This window comes from Xanthomonas arboricola pv. juglandis, from assembly GCF_905367715.1.
In the GTDB taxonomy this organism is placed as follows: Bacteria; Pseudomonadota; Gammaproteobacteria; order Xanthomonadales; family Xanthomonadaceae; genus Xanthomonas; species Xanthomonas arboricola.
Genome location: NZ_HG999362.1, coordinates 2420061 through 2439361, shown reverse-complemented (window position 1 = coordinate 2439361; position 19301 = coordinate 2420061). Strand labels below are relative to the sequence as shown.

Sequence of the window (19301 nt, the reverse complement as noted above, 5' to 3'; positions counted from 1 at the left end):
GTCATGTGGAGCCCCGTAATCCCGCCCGGACTGGAAATCGTCAAACCCACCCGCCTGGGCGCGGGCAATCCCGAACTGCTGCATCTGGTGGACGCTGCCGCATCCGGCGGCCCGCCGTTGATGGTGTTCCACATCGATATCGATCACTTCGCCTCGATCAACGAGAACATGAGCGCCGAAGTCGGCGATCAGGCGCTGACGCTGGTGGCGCGCCGGCTGCAGGATTTTCTTGGCGCGCGCGGCAAGTTGTGGCGTCACGGCAGCGATGAAATGGTGGTGGTGGCGGTGCGTCGCGAAGACACCCCGCTGCCGGAGGATTTTGCCGAAGAGATCCGCCAGCAGCTGGAACTGCCGCTGTCGGTGCTGCCGTACACCTTGTTCATGACCGGCAAGGTCGGCATCAGCCTGTGCCCGGAACACTCGACCTCGCTGTCGATCCTGCTCGACTACGCCGAAGAAGCCAGCTACCAGGCCGCACGCGAAGGCGGCAATACGGTGCGGCTGTACACGCGCAACTCGACCACCAATGCGCATAGCGAAAGCATCATTGCGCGGCAGATCGTCGATGCGATCCCGCATGGCGAACTGCGCCTGCGCTACCAGCCGCTGGTGAGTGCACGCGACGGCCGCATCGTCGGCATGGAAGCGCTGCTGCGCTGGCAGTCGCCCACCCTGGGCATGCTGGTGCCGGAGCGCTTCATGCGCACTGCCGAGCGCCTGGGGGTGATCGTGCAGATCGGCGAATGGGTGCTGCAGAACGCGGTGCGCCAGGCGCGGCTGTGGCGCGACCAGGGCTTTGACGATTTCAGCATCGCGGTCAACGTGTCCACGCTGCAGTTGTTGCGCCCGGGTTTCTTCAACGAAGTGATGGCGATGCTGCAGACCGCCGGCGTGCCGGCGCAGTTCGTCACGCTGGAGATCAACGAAAGCGCGTTGACCAACAACGTCAACTTCGTCCACGAGACGATGGCCAACCTGCGCAACGAAGGCATCAGCCTGAGCCTGGACAACTTCGGTACCGGCGATTCCAGCCTGAGCGCGCTGGTGCGCTATCCGGTGGACCGGCTGAAGATCGATCGCAGCTTCATCAAGAGCGCGCCGGCCGGCAGCCGCGAGGCGGCGATTGCCCGCGCGATCATCGCGATGGGCCACCAGCTCGGCATGACGGTGATCGCCAACGGCGTGGAATCGCAGGCGCAACTGGGCTTTTTGCGGCGCAACGATTGCGACATCTTCCAGGGCTATCTGTTCGGCGAACCGATGTCGGCCGAGTCGGCCGGCATGGCGTTACGCCGCCGCTACCTGCGCCCGGAATCGTTCGCCGAAAGCCGCCCCGACCGCACGCTGCTGCTGCTGGACGACGAAGAGAACGTGCTGCGCTCGCTGGTGCGCCTGTTCCGCCGCGATGGCTACCGCATCCTGGCCGCCGGCAACGTGCGCGACGCCTTCGACCTGCTCGCCACCAACGACGTGCAGGTGATCCTGTCGGACCAGCGCATGAGCGACATGAGCGGCACCGAGTTCCTGGGCCGGGTCAAGATGCTCTACCCCGATACCGTGCGCCTGGTGCTGTCCGGCTACACCGACCTGGCCACGGTCACCGAAGCGATCAACCGCGGTGCGATCTACCGCTTCCTGACCAAGCCCTGGAACGACGACGAACTGCGCGAGCACATTCGTCAGGCATTTCGCACGCATGATGAGCTGCGTAACGGCCGGGAATAGGGAATCGGGAATGGAGAATTGGTAGAGCAGATCTGTACCGCTTGATTCTCCGCGTGCCAACTCGTGCCTCAAAACCAAAGCACCAGCGCATGCCGCTTTACCGATTCCCGATTCCCCACTCCCGATTCCCAGCGCTACCGCGGCTGCCGCACCGGCAGCACGATCCGGAAACTGGCGCCCTGCCCCGGGACGCTTTCGACGTCGATGCGGCCATGGTGCTTGTTGATGATGCCGTAGGAGATCGACAGGCCCAGGCCGGTGCCGCTGCCGACCGGCTTGGTGGTGAAGAACGGGTCGAAGATGCGTTGCAGCAGGTCCGGGGCGATGCCGGCGCCGCTGTCCTGGAACTGGATCCAGACATTCTCGGTCTCGTCGCGGCCGGTGGTGACGGTGATCGTGCCACGCTCGACGATCGCCTGGCCGGCGTTGAGCAGCATGTTCATGTAGACCTGGTTGAGCTCGGACGGCAGGCATTCCACCAACGGTAGCTCGGCGTAATTGCGCTCCAGCGTGACCTTGTACTTGAGCTCGTTCCAGATGATGTTGATCGTGGATTCGAGACCGGCATGCAGGTCGACCATCTTCCACGACTCGGACCGGTCCGAGTACGAGAAGTCCTTGAGGTCGCGCACGATGCGGGTGACCCGCTCGATGCCCTCGCGCGATTCGGCCATCAACTGCGGCAGGTCGCGGCTGATGAAGTCGATGTCGGCGCGGTTGCGGATCTCGTCGATCTCCGGAATCAGCGCCTTCGGATCCGGCGCCTGCAGTGCGCGCTCATAGGCTTCGATCAGCGTGAACAGGCTGCGCAGGTATTCCTGCAGGCTGCCGAGATTGGAGTGCACATAGCCGATCGGGTTGTTGATTTCGTGCGCCACGCCGGCGGCCAGCTGGCCGATGGAGGCCATCTTTTCCGACTGCAGCAGCTTGTCCTGCGCGCCGTTCAAACGCAGGTAGGCCTGGCGCAGTTCGGCATGGCGCTGCTGCAGCTCGCGCTCGTAGTCCTGCTGGCCTTCGATGTTGTGGAACAGCGCCAGGAAGTGCCCGACGCCCTGCTCCTCGTTGTAGTACAGATGCGCGATGACCACGCGATCAGCCACCGGCAGGCTGCCGGTCCAGCTGCCCTTGCTGCGCGCCTGATTGAGCGCATCCGACGGCAGCACCTGCGAGATCCGCTCGCCGAGATTGCGGTCGTCGGCAGGATCTTCCTTGCACAGGCTCTGGCGGGCGATGGCGTTGGCCAGGATCAGCTGCCCGTCGGCGCGGAACAGCAGCACGCCTTCGAGCATCTGGTCGCCAAAGGCGCGCAGCATGGTCGAGGACGGTAACAGGGTTTGATTGAGAAAAAACTTGGCAGTCACGGGACAGGGCGGCGTAGAGGACGCTTCAATATACGCCGAACCGCCCAGGCCTCGTATTGCGCGGGGCCATGCTCTTGCACGCCGGGCAGCTCAAAGCTGCGCCGCAAACACCTGGTCCAGCCTGCGCGTGCGCTCGGGCACGCTGCGGTGCTTCAGGCCACTGCCAACGAACGACCGCCGCGCAGCACGCTCGATTGGCCCTTGGCGTCGTAGGACGGCGCACTCTCGGTGCGGCCCAAATGACGCAGTGCCCAGTTCACTTCGCGACGCCGGCGTGCCAGCAGCGCGCCGTTGGCGCGATTGGCTTCGGCCAGTTCACGCAGCCGCTCTTCTTCGCCCTGGGGCATTGCCGCTTCCAGCGCGCGCAGTGCCGACAGCTTGTCCTGCGTATGGCGCATCAACCCATCGATGTCGTTCTCGAGTAATGCCTGGCGTTCGCCGGCCAGCGCATCGCTGAGACGTTGCAGGAACTCGTTCACGTTCATCCTTTGAGTCGGGGATTAACCCGCCAGTTGCTGATTCAGATCCATCATGCGGCTGGCGATGGCATCCGGGTTGATGGAGTAGCTGCCGTTCTGCAACGCATCCTTCACTGCCTGGACGCGACCGGTGTCGATCGCCGAGGACTGCGACAGCGTGCGCTGCAGGTTCTGCAGGTTGGTCGCCTCACCGGTCAGCTTGACGCTGTCGGTCGGCGGCAATGCGGCGATCGGGGACGCGCGATCTTCACCGGCCGAAGCGATCTTGCTGCTCGTGGCCGCGGTGCGAAGGGTTGCAGCGGTCGGTAGATTGCCTTCGATTTTCTGGCTCATGTCGGGAACTCCTCTACAGGTCGTAGGGGATAACGGCATGCCAAAAAAAAACTTTATAGCGATTTTCTATCTGGACACCACAACGGTCCCGCTCGCTTCGACGATCCCCTGCACCACCCGGCGCGAAGAGGAATTTTCCACCGAAACCCGCTCGTTCTCGCCGGCATCGGACAGCGCGCGACCGCTCATGCGCACCTCCAGACCGCCATTGCGCGACACCAGCGGCACGGTGTCGCCGCGCCGGACCAGCCGCTGCGTGACCAGATCGTTGGCCGACAGCAGCGAGCCGGCCGGCAGGATGCGCCGGGCGGTCTTGCCCACCGCCGCCACCGGATCGGCCAGCACCGCACCGACGATGCGCGCGGCATCACGCTTCTCGATACTGATATCGGCCAGCGAAATGACTTCTCCAGCGCTGATGCCGCGACGCAACACCAACACGTCCTGGTTGCGGCGCACCTTCAGCGGTACGAACAGGCGCCAGCCGGCCGGCTGTGGGCAGGCCACTTCCACCGTATTGGTGCCGGTCGGCTGCGCCTGCAGCGCGATCGGACAGGCCGGCATGCGCAAGCCCGGGTCGAGCGTGGCCTCGGCCTCGGCATCCGGGCCAACGGTGGCCAGCGCCGCAGCGCGGATGGAATCGACAGACTGATAGCTCTGGGCCCAGGCCGGAGCGGCAGCCAACAAGATGACAAGCAGGAGCAGGCGCATGGGACCAGATCCGGAGGGAGACGGAACAGGCAGTGCAAGAGGCGTGCCTGTTTTTTTGAATCGGGATTCGGGATTGGGGAATCGGTCGGGGGCTGAGCCTTGATCGGTCTTCGCTGCTGATGTGCGATTTCCTTAGTGAACACCGTAGGTACGTCACAGCAGGGTCCTTCGCCTCGGGCTTGCTGCAAAAAGCCCTCCGCTTTTGCGATTCCCCATTCCCGACTCCCAATTCCCGACAGCGCCCCACACCAACCTTAAAACCGCTCAAGTTTTCCGAGGGCGCTGTCGATATCTGCCCCATGACCCACGATCTGCTCAACCGCATCGACCAGCGCACGCGTCTGGCTGGCCACAACCGACTGGCCCTGCTGCTGTTCCGGCTGGGCGGGCGCCAGCTTTTTGGCGTCAACGTGTTCAAGGTGCAGGAGGTGCTGCGCCGCCCGGAGCTGTTCCAGGTTCCCGGCCTGCCGACCGAGTTCGCCGGCGTGGCCGACGTGCGCGGGCGCTCGGTGCCGGTGCTGGACCTGGGCCTGGCGATCGGCCACCCGGAGCGCGACGCGCACTCGGAAAACGGCCCCGGCTACCTGGTGGTGGCCGAATTCAACCGCTCGGTCCAGGGCTTTCTGGTCAGCGGCGTGGAGCGCATCGTCAATATTGCGGTGGAAGACATCCACCCGCCGCCGGAACTGGGCGCCGAAGCCACTTATTTGACGGCGGTGACGCGCTTCCAGGGCGAGTTGATTCAGGTCATCGACGTGGAAAGCGTGCTCGCCGACATCGCCAAGGTCAGCAAGGACGTGCAGCTGGATCCCTCGCTGCAGCTGGTCGCCTACGACCGGCAGTTCCAGGTACTGGTGGTGGACGACTCGCGCGTGGCGCGTCAGCAGATCCGCAGCGTGCTCGACCAGCTCGGCGTCTCGGCAACCTTGTTGTCCGACGGCCGCCAGGCGCTGGACCACCTCTTGCAGGTGGCTGCATCAGGCGAGAATCCGGCCGACCGCTATGCGATGGTCATCTCCGACATCGAAATGCCGGCCATGGACGGCTACACGCTGACGACGGAAATCCGGCGCACGCCGGGCCTGCAAGGCCTGTACGTGCTGCTGCACACCTCGCTGTCGGGCGTGTTCAACAACGCCATGGTCGAGCAGGTGGGCGCCAATGCCTTCGTGGCCAAGTACAGTGCCCACGAGCTGGCCGACTACGTGCTGGCGCGCCTGAAAGTGGTCGCCGAAGCGGCCTGAGCAGGCCAGGCGGCTGCCGGGTCGAAGCCGATGGCAGCGACAAGGCGCTGCGCCGGGCTTCCAAGAGCCCGGCAGCATTGAAGTTGGGGCGGTGTGCGTCAGCCCGCTTTTAAACTGACATCCGCTGACGCCGGACGTGGCCGGAACGCGCCTCGGTTAATGCCGAATCTTTTGGCCTGGCGCGCCTGAGTGAAGCAGCGCCGCGACGGATACGATGTCTATCGCGCCCCCCGGACGGCCAAGCTGCCGCTCGTCGGCAGCTCCGATCACTCTGCGCGTTCCGCGGCCCGCACCACCTCGATTGGCACAAACATTGCTTTCTCCCTGGTAACACTTCGCGGGAGAGCACCGTGTCCAATTCCATCTCGTCCTTTCTAGGCATCCACGGCGATGCTCTGCCGCTACGCGAGCAGCGCATGAAGCTCATTGCCAGCAATCTGAGCAATGTGGACACCCCTGGCTACAAGGCAAAGGATCTGAATTTCGAGGCGGCGCTCAAATCGGCCGAAGGCGTGCGCGACGGCACCCTGCTGCAGACCACCGACGCCAAGCATTACGAGATCGGCAGCAGTGCCGGGCTCAACCCGTTCCAGATCACCCGCGAATCCGACCAGCCCAGCCTGGACGGCAATACCGTCGATCCCGATGCCGAACGTGCTGCCTACGGCCGCGCCGCGCTGGAATACCGCGCCTCGCTGAGCTTCCTCGAATCCAAGGTGCGCTCGATGCTCACCGCGATCACCGGCCAATAAGTCATGAGCAATCTACCCATCTTCGATGTGGCCGGCTCGGCGCTGCACGCGCAGTCGGTCCGCCTGAGCACCATCGCCTCCAACCTGGCCAATGCCGACTCCGTCGCTGGCTCGGCCGAGGCGACCTACAAGCCGATCGAGCCGATCTTCCAGGCCCAGCAAAGTCGCCAGGACCCCAGTCTGACCTCGGTGAACGTCAAGGAGATCACCACCACCAACGCGCCGCCGATCCGTCGCTACGAGCCCGGCCATCCGCTGGCCGATGCCGATGGCTACGTGTTCTCGCCGGACGTGGACCCGGTCTCGCAGATGGTCAACATGATCTCGGCCTCACGCAACTACCAGGCCGGCGTGGAAATGCTCAACACCGCCAAGGAACTGGCGCTCGCCACCCTGACCATGGGTCGCTGACCCTCCTAGCTGACCCTTCCCTTACGGACCCTTTCACATGAGCACGATCGGTAGTGACCTCTACACCAGCCTCGGGCTGACCTCCAGCAGCGCCACAGCGACCAAGAAGAAGGAGGAATCGCTCGGCCAGGCCGACTTCCTCAAGTTGATGACCGAGCAGCTGCAGCACCAGGACCCGCTCAAACCAATGGAAAACAGCGCGTTTCTGGGCCAGCTGGCGCAGTTCTCCACCGTGCAGGGCATCGGCGACCTCAATACCAAGGTCAGCAGCTTCTCGGCAGCGCAGAGCAGCGATCAGGTGCTCAAGGGCGCCTCGCTGGTCGGGCACAACGTGCTGGTGCCCTCCGCACAGCTCGCCATCGATGCCACCAATTCGGCCAAGGGCGTGGTCGCCGCGACCTCGGCCGGCACCGTCAATTTCGAAATCACCGATGCCAACGGCGCCTTCGTCAAACAGCTCAGCGTGCCGGCCAGCGCCGCCGGTGAAGTGTCGTTTGCCTGGGACGGCACCGATGCCAACGGCAACCGCATGGCCGCCGGCAAGTACGGCGTGACCGCCACCCAGACCGACACCGCCGGTTCCAAAAGCAAGTTGTCCACCTATGTCGACGCGCCGGTGGACAGCGTCACGATCGGCTCGGACGGCCTGTATCTCAACCTGACCGGGCTAGGCACTTCCCCGCTCGCCAACGTGCTCCGCGTCAGCTGAGCCGGCAACCGACACTCAAAGGACCTCATCCATGGCTTTCAATACCTCGTTGTCCGGCATCAACGCAGCCAATGCCGATCTGAACGTCACCTCCAACAACATCGCCAACGTCAACACGACCGGTTTCAAGGAATCGCGTGCCGAGTTTGCCGACATGTTCCAGAGCACCAGCTACGGCCTGTCGCGCAACGCGGTGGGTTCGGGCGTGCGCGTCAGCAATGTGGCGCAGCAGTTCTCGCAGGGCAATATCGATCCGACCGGGCGCAGCCTGGACCTGGCCGTCTCCGGCGAAGGCTTCTTCACCGTGACCTCCAACGGCGCCAAGATGTACACCCGCGCCGGCAACTTCCAGACCGATGCCAACGGCTACGTGATCAATCCGCAGGGCGCGCGCCTGCAGGTCTTCGCCCCCAACCCGAGCGGCAACGGCTTCGACGTCGGCCGCCTGTCGGACCTGCAGCTGCTGACCACCGACAGCCCGCCCAAGTCGACCTCCACGGTCAACCTGGCCTTCACCCTGCCGGGCAATGCCACCGCCCCGTCGGTGACCCCGTTCAGCCCGGCTGACGACAAGACCTACAGCCACTCCACCGGCGGCATCAACGTCTACGATTCGCTGGGCGTCAGCCATGTGCAGACCTCCTACTTCGTCAAGACCGCCAACCCGAACGAGTGGCAGGTGCACAACTACGTGGACGGTGCCGCGGTCGGCGCGCCCACCACGCTGCAGTTCTCCGATACCGGCGCGTTGACCACCCCGGCCAACGGCATCATCACGATGGACCCGTTCACCCCGAGCACCGGCGCCGGCGTGCTGAGCATGCAGCTCAACGTCAGTGGCTCGACCCAGTACGGCGAAGCCTTCGCGCTGCGTGATACCCGCCAGGACGGCTATGCCAGCGGTAAGCTCAACGAGATCAGCATCGACACCAGCGGCGTGGTGTTCGCGCGCTACTCCAACGGCGCCGACAAGCCGCTGGGTCAGGTCGCGCTGAGCACCTTCGTCAACCCGCAGGGCCTGCAATCGCAGGGCAACAACATGTGGGCCGAAAGCTACACCTCCGGTGCCGCCCGCACCGGCGCGCCGGACACCTCGGACCTGGGCCAGATCGAATCCGGCTCGCTGGAATCCTCCACGGTGGACCTGACCGAGCAGCTGGTGAACATGATCGTGGCCCAGCGCAACTTCCAGGCCAACTCGCAGATGATCTCGACCCAGGATCAGGTCACGCAGACGATCATCAATATTCGTTAACGGCTGGGAATCGGGATTGGGGAATAGGGAATCGTAAGAGCTGGTATTGCGTGTATCGGATGCCGGCCTTGCTTCCCTCTTCCAGTCTCCAGCAATCCCGCCTTTGCGATTCCCGATTCCCGATTCCCGACTCTCCATTCCCCAATCCCGGTGCCTCATGGACAAAGCTCTCTACGTTGCGATGACCGGTGCCCGCGCCTCCCTGCAGGCGCAGGGCACCGTGTCGCACAATCTCGCCAACGTCGATACGGTGGGGTTCAAGGCTGCGTTGGCCAATACCGAGGCGTTCAAGATCCAGGGCAAGGGCTATCCGTCGCGGATCGATGCGCTGCATGTGGACCAGGGCTTCGACCGCAGCCAGGGCCACCAGAAGGTCACCGGCAACCCGCTGGACGTGTCGCTGCAGCAGGACCGCTGGCTGGCGGTGCAGTCGCCCGACGGCAGCGAGGCCTACACCCGCAACGGCGAGTTGGCACTCACCGCCAACGGCCAGTTGGTGACCGCCAATGGGCATGCGGTGTTGGATGAGGGCGGCAATCCGATGACGATCCCGCCGCACCAGGCGATGGAGATCGGCAGCGACGGCAGCATCTCGATCATTCCGCAGGGCGAAGGCCCGCAGACCATGGCCATCGTCGGCAAGATGAAGGTGGTCGATGCCCCCGCCGACCGTTTGACGCGGCGCCCGGACGGGCTGATGCGTAACACCAGCACCGACCCGGCGCAGGCGTTTGCGGTGGCCACCGGCAAGACCATCAACAGCGGCATGCTGGAGGGCAGCAACGTGGACGCCGCCGGCGCGCTGGTGGAGATGATCCAGCTGCAGCGGCAGTTCGAAATGCAGGTCAAGATCATCAAGAACGGCGACGACAACGCGCAGTCGGCCAATTCGCTGCTGCGGGTCAGCGGCTAAGCGCCACTGGCGCCCACTGCCGCACCGCCGGTTGGCTTGCCGCGCTGCCGAGCACCTGGCGGCCGCCCGGGGGATGTGGCTCGCGCGCGAAGTGACATGTCGTTTGACTCTGACTCCTGCGGTCTTGCAGGTGGTTTGTACGCGCTTGACGCTGACTACCGGCCAGGTGTGTGCGGTTGGCACTGCTGTTGATCTGGGCCTTCGCTGCAGAGCGGCTGGTTTGTGCCTTGGCTGCAGGGCCCTTGCCCGCCCACCCTCGCGGGACACGCCGCAAGTACGTCCATGTAGGCTCTTACGCGGCATCCATGCCGCGTAAGGTCCCGCGACGGTGGGCGGGCAAGGACCAGGCGAGATAGTCGGTACGCAGGATTGCGAGCAGAGCATGCGGTGTGTTGCTTGGATCGCATCGCTTCCGATCCGCTTCCCGATTCAACCCGAGCAACAAGCAGCTTTTCACACGACCACCGATTCACTCCCAGGTGCGGTGGCCTCGCCGATTGCGGGACCGTGTGGCGGCATGGATGCCGCCACCGAGCCCCCAGGGATGGGTTCACGGCGTGTCCCGCGAGCGGTGAGGCCACCGCGCGCTCGACCAACCAGCCTGTTGACTGCGTCGCAATGCCAGCCGGCAAATCCCGAGAACCCTTCTGCACGCAGCGCCAAGGGTTCACACCTCGCCGAACACATCGCTGACCGGCGACCGATCTGCCGCACCTGATCTGCCGCGCAGGTTTCCACCGCTTCGGCCTAGCCGCCGCCTGTCCGCCGCCATCCCTGCCCCGTGCAGGCTGTCGCGCCCGCTTCGCGTGATCCAGTGCACAGCCGGCAAAAATCCGACGCGGGTTTGGCACGGCACGTGCATATACCCACCCGTACCCGGAACACATCCCCGGGTCTAACGAGGAATCGGGTCATGAATCAGGCTTTGTGGGTCGCCAAAACCGGACTGGATGCGCAGCAGACGCGCATGTCGGTCATTTCCAACAACCTGGCCAATACCAATACCACCGGCTTCAAGCGCGATCGTGCGGCGTTCGAAGACCTGTTGTACCAACAGGTGCGTGCGCCGGGCGGTTCCACCTCCGCGCAGACGCAGCTGCCGACCGGCCTGCAGCTGGGTACCGGCGTGCGGGTGGTCTCCACCTTCAAGGGCTTCGACCAGGGCAGCCAGCAGCAGACCGGCCGCGCGCTCGACGTGATGGTCAACGGCCGCGGCTTCTTCGAAGTGCAGATGCCTGACGGCACCTCGGCCTATACCCGCGACGGCACCTTCCAGATCAATGCGCAGGGCGAGCTGGTCACCAACAGCGGCTACCCGCTGCAGCCGGGCATCCAGATCCCCGAAGGCGCGCAGTCGCTGACCATCGGCAACGACGGCACCATCAGCGTGACGCTGGCCGGCCAGGCCGCCGCGCAGGAAATCGGCGCGTTGACGCTGACCGACTTCATCAACCCCTCGGGCCTGCAGTCCAAGGGCGAGAACCTGTTTGTCGAAACCACCGCCTCCGGCCCTGCTCAGAACGGCACCCCCGGCCTCAACGGCCTGGGCAACACCGTGCAGGGCGCGCTGGAAGGCAGCAATGTCAACACGGTGGAAGAACTGGTGAGCATGATCGAAACGCAGCGCGCCTACGAAATGAATGCCAAGGCGATCTCCACCACCGACTCGATGCTCGGTTACTTGAACAACAACGTCTGATCGGCCCGCCGGTCACTGCCCTCTCAGGAATCCACGCCATGTCCCGCCTGCCTTCTCTCTCCTCCCTGTGCCTCGCCATTGCCTGCAGCGCGCTGCTGGGCGGCTGCGTGGCGGCCGGCGATGTGCGGCCGTTCGCCGAACTGGCGCCGATCGTGCCGGTGGTCGCGCCGGTGGCGCAGCCCACCGCCGGGGCGATCTACGCCGCCGGCCCGAGCCTGAACCTGTACGGCGACCGCCGCGCCCGCGATGTCGGCGATCTGCTGACGGTGAACCTGGTGGAAAGCACCACCGCCTCGTCCACCGCCAATACCAGCATCAGCAAGAAGGACGCGACCACCATGGCCGCGCCGACGCTGCTGGGTGCGCCGCTCACCGTCGGTGGCTTGAACGTACTGCAGAACTCGTTGAGCGGCGATCGCAGCTTCGACGGCAAGGGCAACACCGCGCAAAGCAACCGCATGCAGGGCAGCGTCACCGTCACGGTGATGCAGCGCCTGCCCAACGGCAATCTGGTGATTCAGGGGCAGAAGAACCTGCGCCTGACCCAGGGCGACGAACTGGTGCAGGTGCAAGGCATCGTGCGCGCCGCCGACATCGCCCCGGACAACACCGTGCCCTCGAGCAAGGTGGCCGACGCCCGCATCGCCTACGGCGGCCGCGGCGCGATCGCGCAGTCCAACGCGATGGGCTGGCTGAGCCGCTTCTTCAATTCCCGTCTGTCGCCCTACTGAGCCTGCGACCATGAATCTGTCTTCCCTGCCCTTCCGTCTGCTGGCCGCCGCTGTGGCGGTCTGCGCGATCGCCGCGCCGGCCTCGGCCGAGCGCATCAAGGATCTTGCCCAGGTCGGCGGCGTGCGCGGCAACGCGCTGGTCGGTTACGGCCTGGTGGTCGGCCTGGACGGCAGCGGCGACCGCACCAGCCAGGCGCCCTTCACCGTGCAGAGCCTGAAGAACCTGCTCGGCGAGCTGGGCGTCAATGTTCCGGCGAACGTCAATCCGCAGCTGAAAAACGTCGCGGCCGTGGCCATCCATGCCGAACTGCCGCCGTTTGCCAAACCCGGCCAGCCGATCGACATCACCGTGTCCTCGATCGCCAACGCGGTGTCGCTGCGTGGCGGTTCGCTGCTGATGGCACCGCTGAAGGGCGCCGACGGCCAGGTCTATGCGATGGCGCAGGGCAACCTGGTGGTCGGTGGCTTCGGCGCGCAGGGCAAGGACGGCTCGCGGGTGTCGGTCAACATTCCCAGCGTCGGCCGCATCCCCAACGGCGCCACCGTCGAACGTGCGTTGCCGGACGTGTTTGCCGGCAGCGGCGAGATCACCCTCAACCTGCACCAGAACGACTTCACCACCGTCTCGCGCATGGTCGCGGCGATCGACAGCAGCTTCGGCGCCGGCACCGCACGTGCGGTGGACGGCGTGACCGTGGCAGTGCGCTCGCCGACCGATCCTGGCGCGCGTATCGGCCTGCTGTCGCGGCTGGAAAATGTCGAACTCTCTCCGGGCGATGCCCCGGCCAAGGTGGTGGTCAACGCACGTACCGGCACCGTGGTGATCGGCCAGCTGGTGCGGGTGATGCCGGCGGCGATCGCGCATGGCTCGCTCACCGTGACCATCAGCGAGAACACCAACGTCAGCCAGCCGGGCGCCTTCAGTGGCGGCCGCACCGCGGTAACCCCGCAGTCGACGATCACCGCCACCTCCGAAGGCAGCCGCATGTTCAAGTTCGAAGGCGGCACCACGCTCGATCAGATCGTGCGTGCGGTCAACGAAGTGGGCGCCGCTCCCGGCGACCTGGTGGCCATCCTGGAAGCGCTCAAGCAAGCCGGTGCGCTCACGGCGGAGCTGGAGGTGATCTGACATGCGTATCGCAGCCTCGCCCATTGATCTCAACCCGAGCACCAAGGCCGATCCCGCCAAGATCGACAAGGTCTCACGTCAGCTCGAAGGACAGTTCGCGCAGATGCTGGTCAAGAGCATGCGCGATGCAAGCTCTGGCGACCCGATGTTCCCGGGCGAAAACCAGATGTTCCGCGAGATGTACGACCAGCAGATGGCCAAGGCGCTGACCGATGGCAAGGGGCTGGGCCTGTCGGCGATGATCTCCAAGCAGCTGAGCGGCGACACCGGCGGCCCGGCGTTGAACACCTCGCTGAGCACCGCCGACGCCGCCAAGGCGTATTCGCTGGTGGCCGGCAAGCGCGATGCCTCGTTGCCGCTGCCCGCCCGCGACGGCGCGGCAGGCGGCGTCGGTGCAGCGATCGGTACAGCTGTCGGCACCGCTGCAGGCATCGGCGCAGGCGGCCTGGGCGGCATCGGCATGAGCCAGGTGCTGGATCTGATCGCCGGGCGCACCGGCAGCAGCGATGCCGGCAGCGACGATGCGGCCGCGCTGAGCTGGCCCTCGGCCAACGATCGCTGGAGCGATGTGGCGGCCAGCGATGCCGCCGATGCCAACGCCGCGGTCAATGCGAGCGCGGCGAGCAGCGCCGCCGCCAGCCTGGGCGAGCGTACCCCGGAAGGCTTCGTCGCCAAGATCTGGACGCATGCGCAGAAGGCCGCGCGCGAACTGGGCGTGGATCCGCGTGCATTGGTCGCGCAGGCTGCGTTGGAAACCGGCTGGGGCCGGCGCGGCATCGGCAATGGCGGCGACTCCAACAACCTGTTCGGCATCAAGGCCACCGGCTGGAGCGGTGACAAGGTCACCACCGGCACCCACGAATACGTCAATGGCGTCAAGACCACCGAAACCGCCGATTTCCGTGCCTACGGCTCGGCCGAGGAGAGTTTTGCCGACTACGTGCGGCTGCTGAAGAACAACAGTCGCTACCAGCCCGCGCTGCAGGCCGGCACCGATATCAAGGGTTTTGCACGCGGCTTGCAACAGGCCGGATACGCCACCGATCCGGGCTACGCAGCCAAGATCGCGGCGATCGCCAACGGTCCGACCATCGACCGTGCGGTAGCCGCGATCGGCAACGCGGCGGCCGACCTGTCCAACCGCTATGCCAGCACCGCCGAGCCTGCTGGGCTCGGCACCATTCGTCGTTGAGGTAAACGCCCATGTCCATCATGTCCACCGGGACCAGTGCGCTGATCGCCTTCCAACGGGCGTTGTCGACCGTTAGCCATAACGTCGCCAACATCAATACCGAAGGCTACAGCCGCCAACGTGTGGAATTTGCAACGCGCACGCCCACCGACATGGGCTACGCGTTCGTGGGCAATGGCGCCAAGATCACCGACGTGAGCCGGGTGGCAGACCAGCTGGCCACCTCGCGCCTGCTCGACAGCGGCGGCGAGCTGTCGCGGCTGCAGCAGCTGTCCTCGCTGTCCAACCGCGTCGACAGCCTCTACTCCAACACCGCCACCAACGTGGCCGGGCTGTGGTCGAACTTCTTCGACTCCACCAGCGCGGTCTCGTCCAATGCCTCGTCCACCGCCGAGCGGCAGAGCATGCTCGACAGCGGCAACTCGCTGGCCACGCGCTTCAAGCAGCTCAACGGGCAGATGGACAGCCTGAGCAATGAGGTCAACAGCGGCCTGACCTCCGCGGTGGACGAGGTCAATCGCCTGACCCAGCAGATCGCCAAGATCAACGGCACCATCGGCAACAGCATCGACAGCGCTTCGCCGGACATGCTCGACCAGCGCGACGCGCTAGTGAGCAAGCTGGTCGGCTACACCGGCGGCACTGCGGTGATGCAGGACGGCGGCTTCATGAACGTTTTCACCTCCGGCGGCCAGGCCCTGGTGGTGGGAACCACCTCGTCCAAGCTGACCACCGTCGCCGACCCGTATCAGCCGAGCAAGCTGCAGGTGGCGATGCAGACCCAGGGCCAGAATGTCAGCCTCAGCGCCAGCTCGCTGGGCGGGCAGATCGGCGGGCTGCTGGAGTTCCGCAGCAGCGTGCTAGAGCCGACCCAGGCCGAACTCGGTCGCCTGGCCGTGGGCATGGCCAGCACCTTCAACGCCGGTCACGCGCAAGGCATGGACCTGTATGGCGCGATGGGCGGCAATTTCTTCAACATCGGCTCGCCCACCACCGCCGCCAACCCCGCCAACACCGGCAGCGCGTCGCTGAGCGCCAGCTTCAGCAACATGGCGGCGGTGGATGGGCAGAACGTCACGCTCAGCTTCGACGGCACTGCGTGGAAGGCCACCAATGCCAGCACCGGCTCGGCGGTGCCGCTCAGCGGCACCGGCACCCCGGCCAATCCGCTGGTGCTCAACGGCGTCAGCCTGGTGGTCGGCGGCACGCCGGCCAACGGCGACAAGTTCCTGCTGCAGCCCACCGCCGGGCTGGCCGGCACCCTGTCGGTGGCCATCACCGACCCCTCGCGGATTGCCGCAGCCACCCCGGTCAAGGCCTCCGCCACGGTCGCCAACCTGGGCACCGGCAAGATCAGCGACGTCAAGGTCACCAATGCGCAGAATCCGGCGCTGCTGACCCCGGCGTCGGTGGAGTTCATCGACGCCAACCAGTACACCATCGACGGCGCCGGCCCGTTCGCCTATACCGCGGGGCAGACCATCAGCGCCAACGGCTGGAGCTTTGCGCTGGACGGCGCGCCCAAGGCCGGCGACACCTTCGGCGTCGGCCCCACCGGCGCCGGCTCCAGCGACAACGGCAACGCCAAGTTGCTGGCCAATCTCGACGATGCCAAGGCGCTCAGCGGCGGCACGGTCACGCTCAACGGCGCGCTGTCGGGCCTGACCACCTCGGTTGGCTCGGCCGCGCGTGCGGCCAGTTATGCCTCGGACGCACAGAAGGTCATCAACGACCAGGCGCAGGCCAGCCGCGACTCGATTTCCGGCGTCAACCTCGATGAGGAAGCCGCCAACATGCTGAAGCTGCAGCAGGCCTACCAGGCCGCCGCACAGATGATCTCCACCGCCGACACCATCTTCCAAGCCATCCTGGGTGCCGTACGCTGATGACCGACCGTATCTCCACCAGCATGATGTACAGCCAGTCGGTGTCGTCGATGACGGCCAAGCAGTCCCGGCTAAACCAGATCCAGGCCCAGCTCACCAGCGGGCAGCGCCTGGTCACCGCCAAGGACGACCCGGTCGCCGCCGGCACTGCGGTCGGCCTGGATCGCGCACTGGCCGCGATCACCCGATTTGGCGAGAACGCCAACAACGTGCAGAACCGCCTTGGCCTGCAGGAAAACGCCCTGTCGCAGGCCGGCGACAAAATGGCGCGCGTCACCGAATTGGCGGTGCAGGCCAACAACTCCTCGCTCAGCCCCGACGACCGCAAGGCAATCGCCTCGGAACTGACCGCCCTGCGCGACAGCATGGTCAGCCTGGCCAACAGCACCGACGGCACCGGGCGCTACCTGTTCGGCGGCACCGCCGATGGCAGCGCGCCGTTCATCAAGAGCAGCGGCGGCGTCACCTACAACGGCGACCAGACCCAGAAACAGGTCGAAGTGGCGCCGGACACCTTCGTCAGCGACACCCTGCCCGGCAGCGAAATCTTCATGCGTATCCGCACCGGCGACGGCACCGTGGATGCGCACCCCAACACTGCCAACACCGGCACCGGGCTGCTGCTGGACTTCAGCCGCGATGCCAGCACCGGCAGCTGGAACGGCGGCAGCTACAGCGTGCAGTTCACCGCCGCCGACACCTACGAGGTGCGCGACAGCACCAATACGGTGGTCGGTACCGGCACCTACAAGGATGGCGAGGACATCAACGCGGCCGGCGTGCGCATGCGCATCAGCGGTGCACCGGCGGTGGGCGACAGTTTCCAGATCGGCGCCTCCACCACCAAGGACGTGTTCTCCACCATCGACGACCTGGTCGGCGCGCTCAACTCCGACACGCTGACCCAGCCGCAGAAGGCGGCGATGATCAACACGCTGCAGTCGTCGATGCGCGACATCGCACAGGCCTCGTCGAAGATGATCGATGCGCGCGCCTCCGGCGGCGCGCAGCTGTCGGCGATCGACAACGCCAACTCCCTGCTCGAGTCCAACGAGGTCACCCTCAAGACCACCCTGTCGTCGATCCGCGATCTGGATTACGCCTCGGCGCTTGGGCAGTACGAACTGGAGAAGGCCTCGTTGCAGGCCGCTCAAACGATTTTTCAGCAGATGCAGTCGTCGTCGTTGTTCAACCTGATCCGCTGATTTTCAGCAGAAAACCCACTTTTTCTGCACTCCTGCGCGCGAGTACCTGCGCAGGCCGACGGAGTTTATTCGTCGAAAGTTATACCAACGCTAAAGATCTACGGGGTGCTGCCGAATAAACCAAACCCCTTGATACACAACGCTTCCGTATTTCGTCCCGCAGCAGAAAGACAGTAAAAAAACACTGGATTTCGCTAAAGGTTCCCGACGCAACGCCGTTATTCATCTCAGCAGCGGCAACGGCCAACTTGATGGCCCCCCTGCGGAGGCTCCGGGCAAGTCCCCCTTGCCGGAAAAATCGCTTAGGAGAAATCAAAATGGCACAGGTAATCAACACCAACGTAATGTCGCTGAACGCTCAGCGGAACCTCAACACCAGCAGCGCGAGCATGTCGACGAGCATCCAGCGTCTGTCCTCGGGTCTGCGCATCAACAGCGCCAAGGACGACGCCGCAGGTCTGGCGATCTCCGAGCGCTTCACCACGCAGATCCGCGGCCTGGACGTTGCCTCGCGCAACGCCAACGACGGTATCTCGCTGGCCCAGACCGCCGAAGGCGCGATGGTCGAAATCGGCAGCAACCTGCAGCGTATCCGCGAGCTGTCGGTGCAGTCGTCCAACGCCACCAACTCGCCGACCGACCGTGACGCGCTGAACTCCGAAGTCAAGCAGCTCACCGCCGAAATCGACCGCGTCGCCAACCAGACCAACTTCAACGGCACCAAGCTGTTGAACGGCGACTTCTCCGGCGCGCTGTTCCAGGTCGGCGCCGACGCCGGCCAGACCATCGGCATCAACAGCATCGTTGACGCCAATGTCGATTCGCTGGGCAAGGCCAACTTCGCTGCCGCCGTTTCCGGCGCTGGCGTGACCGGCACCTCCACCGCATCCGGCTCGATCAGCGGCATGAGCCTGACGTTCAAGGACGCCAGCGGCGCGGCCAAGAGCGTCACCATCGCAGACGTCAAGATCGGCGTCGGCGAGAGCGCTGCCGACGTCAACAAGAAGGTGGCTGCGGCGATCAACGACAAGCTCGACCAGACCGGCATGTACGCCTCGATCAAGACCGACGGTACGGTGCAGATCGAATCGCTGAAGGCTGGCCAGGACTTCACCTCGCTGACCGCCGGTACCTCCAGCGCCGCAGGCATCACCGTCGGCGCCGGCATCACCACCGCCTCGGCCGCTTCCGGCTCCACCGCCTCGACCCTGAGCACCCTGGACATCTCCACGTTCTCCGGCGCACAGAAGGCCCTGGAAATCGTCGACAAGGCGCTGACCGCGGTCAACTCCTCGCGCGCCGACATGGGTGCGGTGCAGAACCGCTTCACCTCCACCATCGCCAACCTGAGCGCAACCTCGGAAAACCTGTCGGCTTCGCGTAGCCGTATCCGCGACACCGACTACGCCAAGGAAACCGCCGAGCTGACCCGCACGCAGATCCTGCAGCAGGCCGGTACCGCGATGCTGGCCCAGGCCAAGTCGGTTCCGCAGAACGTGCTGAGCCTGCTGCAGTAATCGGCAGCGCTTCGCAGCAAGTCAAGAGCCCCTCTTCGGAGGGGCTTTT

18 protein-coding genes are annotated in these 19301 nt (G+C 65.3%); 14 read left to right on the top strand and 4 right to left on the bottom strand.

Translation table 11 applies throughout. The features are described from left to right. Positions 1-3: 3 nt before the first annotated feature. Positions 4-1725: an EAL domain-containing protein gene (locus KHN93_RS10640; RefSeq protein WP_039521514.1), complete on the top strand. Its 1722-nt coding sequence runs from the start codon at positions 4-6 to the stop codon at positions 1723-1725. Between the two features lie 134 nt (positions 1726-1859). Here the strand turns inward: KHN93_RS10640 and KHN93_RS10635 are convergent, their stop codons facing one another. The 4 genes from KHN93_RS10635 to flgA all read right to left on the bottom strand — a co-directional run bounded on the left by KHN93_RS10635 (position 1860) and on the right by flgA (position 4609). Further along, positions 1860-3086, bottom strand: coding sequence for an ATP-binding protein (locus tag KHN93_RS10635; RefSeq protein WP_039527359.1), 1227 nt, complete (start codon positions 3084-3086; stop codon positions 1860-1862). Positions 3087-3238: 152 nt separating this feature from the next. Beyond that, on the bottom strand, positions 3239-3571 hold the full coding sequence (locus KHN93_RS10630; protein WP_024939614.1) for a hypothetical protein: 333 nt from the start codon (positions 3569-3571) through the stop codon (positions 3239-3241). A 15-nt stretch (positions 3572-3586) separates the two neighbouring features. Then, positions 3587-3898: a flagellar biosynthesis anti-sigma factor FlgM gene (gene flgM, locus KHN93_RS10625; RefSeq protein ID WP_016901729.1), complete on the bottom strand. Its 312-nt coding sequence runs from the start codon at positions 3896-3898 to the stop codon at positions 3587-3589. 66 nt (positions 3899-3964) lie between these two features. Continuing rightward, the gene (gene flgA, locus KHN93_RS10620; RefSeq protein WP_039527362.1) at positions 3965-4609 is read right to left on the bottom strand and encodes a flagellar basal body P-ring formation chaperone FlgA; all 645 of its coding nucleotides are present in this window, start codon (positions 4607-4609) and stop codon (positions 3965-3967) included. A 299-nt stretch (positions 4610-4908) separates the two neighbouring features. On the opposite strand from flgA, the gene KHN93_RS10615 reads away from it, so the two are divergent. From KHN93_RS10615 to KHN93_RS10555, 13 genes are all read left to right on the top strand, one after another. After that, positions 4909-5853, top strand: a complete 945-nt coding sequence (locus KHN93_RS10615) for a chemotaxis protein CheV (protein ID WP_016901727.1) — start codon at positions 4909-4911, stop codon at positions 5851-5853. 350 nt (positions 5854-6203) lie between these two features. Next, on the top strand, positions 6204-6605 hold the full coding sequence (gene flgB, locus KHN93_RS10610; RefSeq protein ID WP_024939612.1) for a flagellar basal body rod protein FlgB: 402 nt from the start codon (positions 6204-6206) through the stop codon (positions 6603-6605). 3 nt (positions 6606-6608) lie between these two features. Continuing rightward, positions 6609-7016, top strand: a complete 408-nt coding sequence (gene flgC / locus KHN93_RS10605) for a flagellar basal body rod protein FlgC (RefSeq protein ID WP_005914451.1) — start codon at positions 6609-6611, stop codon at positions 7014-7016. 37 nt (positions 7017-7053) lie between these two features. Next, a complete protein-coding gene (locus KHN93_RS10600) occupies positions 7054-7725 on the top strand; it encodes a flagellar hook assembly protein FlgD (RefSeq protein WP_016901725.1) in 672 nt (223 codons plus the stop codon). A 31-nt stretch (positions 7726-7756) separates the two neighbouring features. Then, a complete protein-coding gene (flgE, locus tag KHN93_RS10595) occupies positions 7757-8980 on the top strand; it encodes a flagellar hook protein FlgE (protein ID WP_104590925.1) in 1224 nt (407 codons plus the stop codon). A gap of 157 nt (positions 8981-9137) precedes the next feature. Next, positions 9138-9893 carry a flagellar basal-body rod protein FlgF gene (gene flgF, locus KHN93_RS10590; protein WP_005921307.1) on the top strand — a complete coding sequence of 252 codons (756 nt, stop codon included), beginning with the start codon at positions 9138-9140 and terminating at the stop codon, positions 9891-9893. 913 nt (positions 9894-10806) lie between these two features. After that, positions 10807-11592, top strand: coding sequence for a flagellar basal-body rod protein FlgG (flgG, locus tag KHN93_RS10585; RefSeq protein WP_016901723.1), 786 nt, complete (start codon positions 10807-10809; stop codon positions 11590-11592). Between the two features lie 38 nt (positions 11593-11630). Further along, on the top strand, positions 11631-12323 hold the full coding sequence (gene flgH / locus KHN93_RS10580) for a flagellar basal body L-ring protein FlgH (protein WP_016901722.1): 693 nt from the start codon (positions 11631-11633) through the stop codon (positions 12321-12323). Between the two features lie 10 nt (positions 12324-12333). After that, the gene (locus tag KHN93_RS10575; RefSeq protein ID WP_039521506.1) at positions 12334-13452 is read left to right on the top strand and encodes a flagellar basal body P-ring protein FlgI; all 1119 of its coding nucleotides are present in this window, start codon (positions 12334-12336) and stop codon (positions 13450-13452) included. 1 nt (position 13453) lies between these two features. After that, complete coding sequence (flgJ, locus tag KHN93_RS10570) at positions 13454-14644, top strand: flagellar assembly peptidoglycan hydrolase FlgJ (RefSeq protein ID WP_212579550.1); 1191 nt, start codon at positions 13454-13456, stop codon at positions 14642-14644. An 11-nt stretch (positions 14645-14655) separates the two neighbouring features. Beyond that, positions 14656-16530, top strand: a complete 1875-nt coding sequence (flgK, locus tag KHN93_RS10565; RefSeq protein ID WP_212579549.1) for a flagellar hook-associated protein FlgK — start codon at positions 14656-14658, stop codon at positions 16528-16530. Continuing rightward, positions 16530-17735, top strand: a complete 1206-nt coding sequence (gene flgL / locus KHN93_RS10560) for a flagellar hook-associated protein FlgL (protein ID WP_102254461.1) — start codon at positions 16530-16532, stop codon at positions 17733-17735. The genes flgK and flgL overlap by 1 nt, the downstream gene beginning before the upstream one ends. A 317-nt stretch (positions 17736-18052) precedes the next feature. Continuing rightward, entirely contained in the window at positions 18053-19252 is a 1200-nt protein-coding gene (locus tag KHN93_RS10555; protein ID WP_212579548.1) for a flagellin, read from the top strand. The last annotated feature ends 49 nt before the right edge of the window (positions 19253-19301 follow it).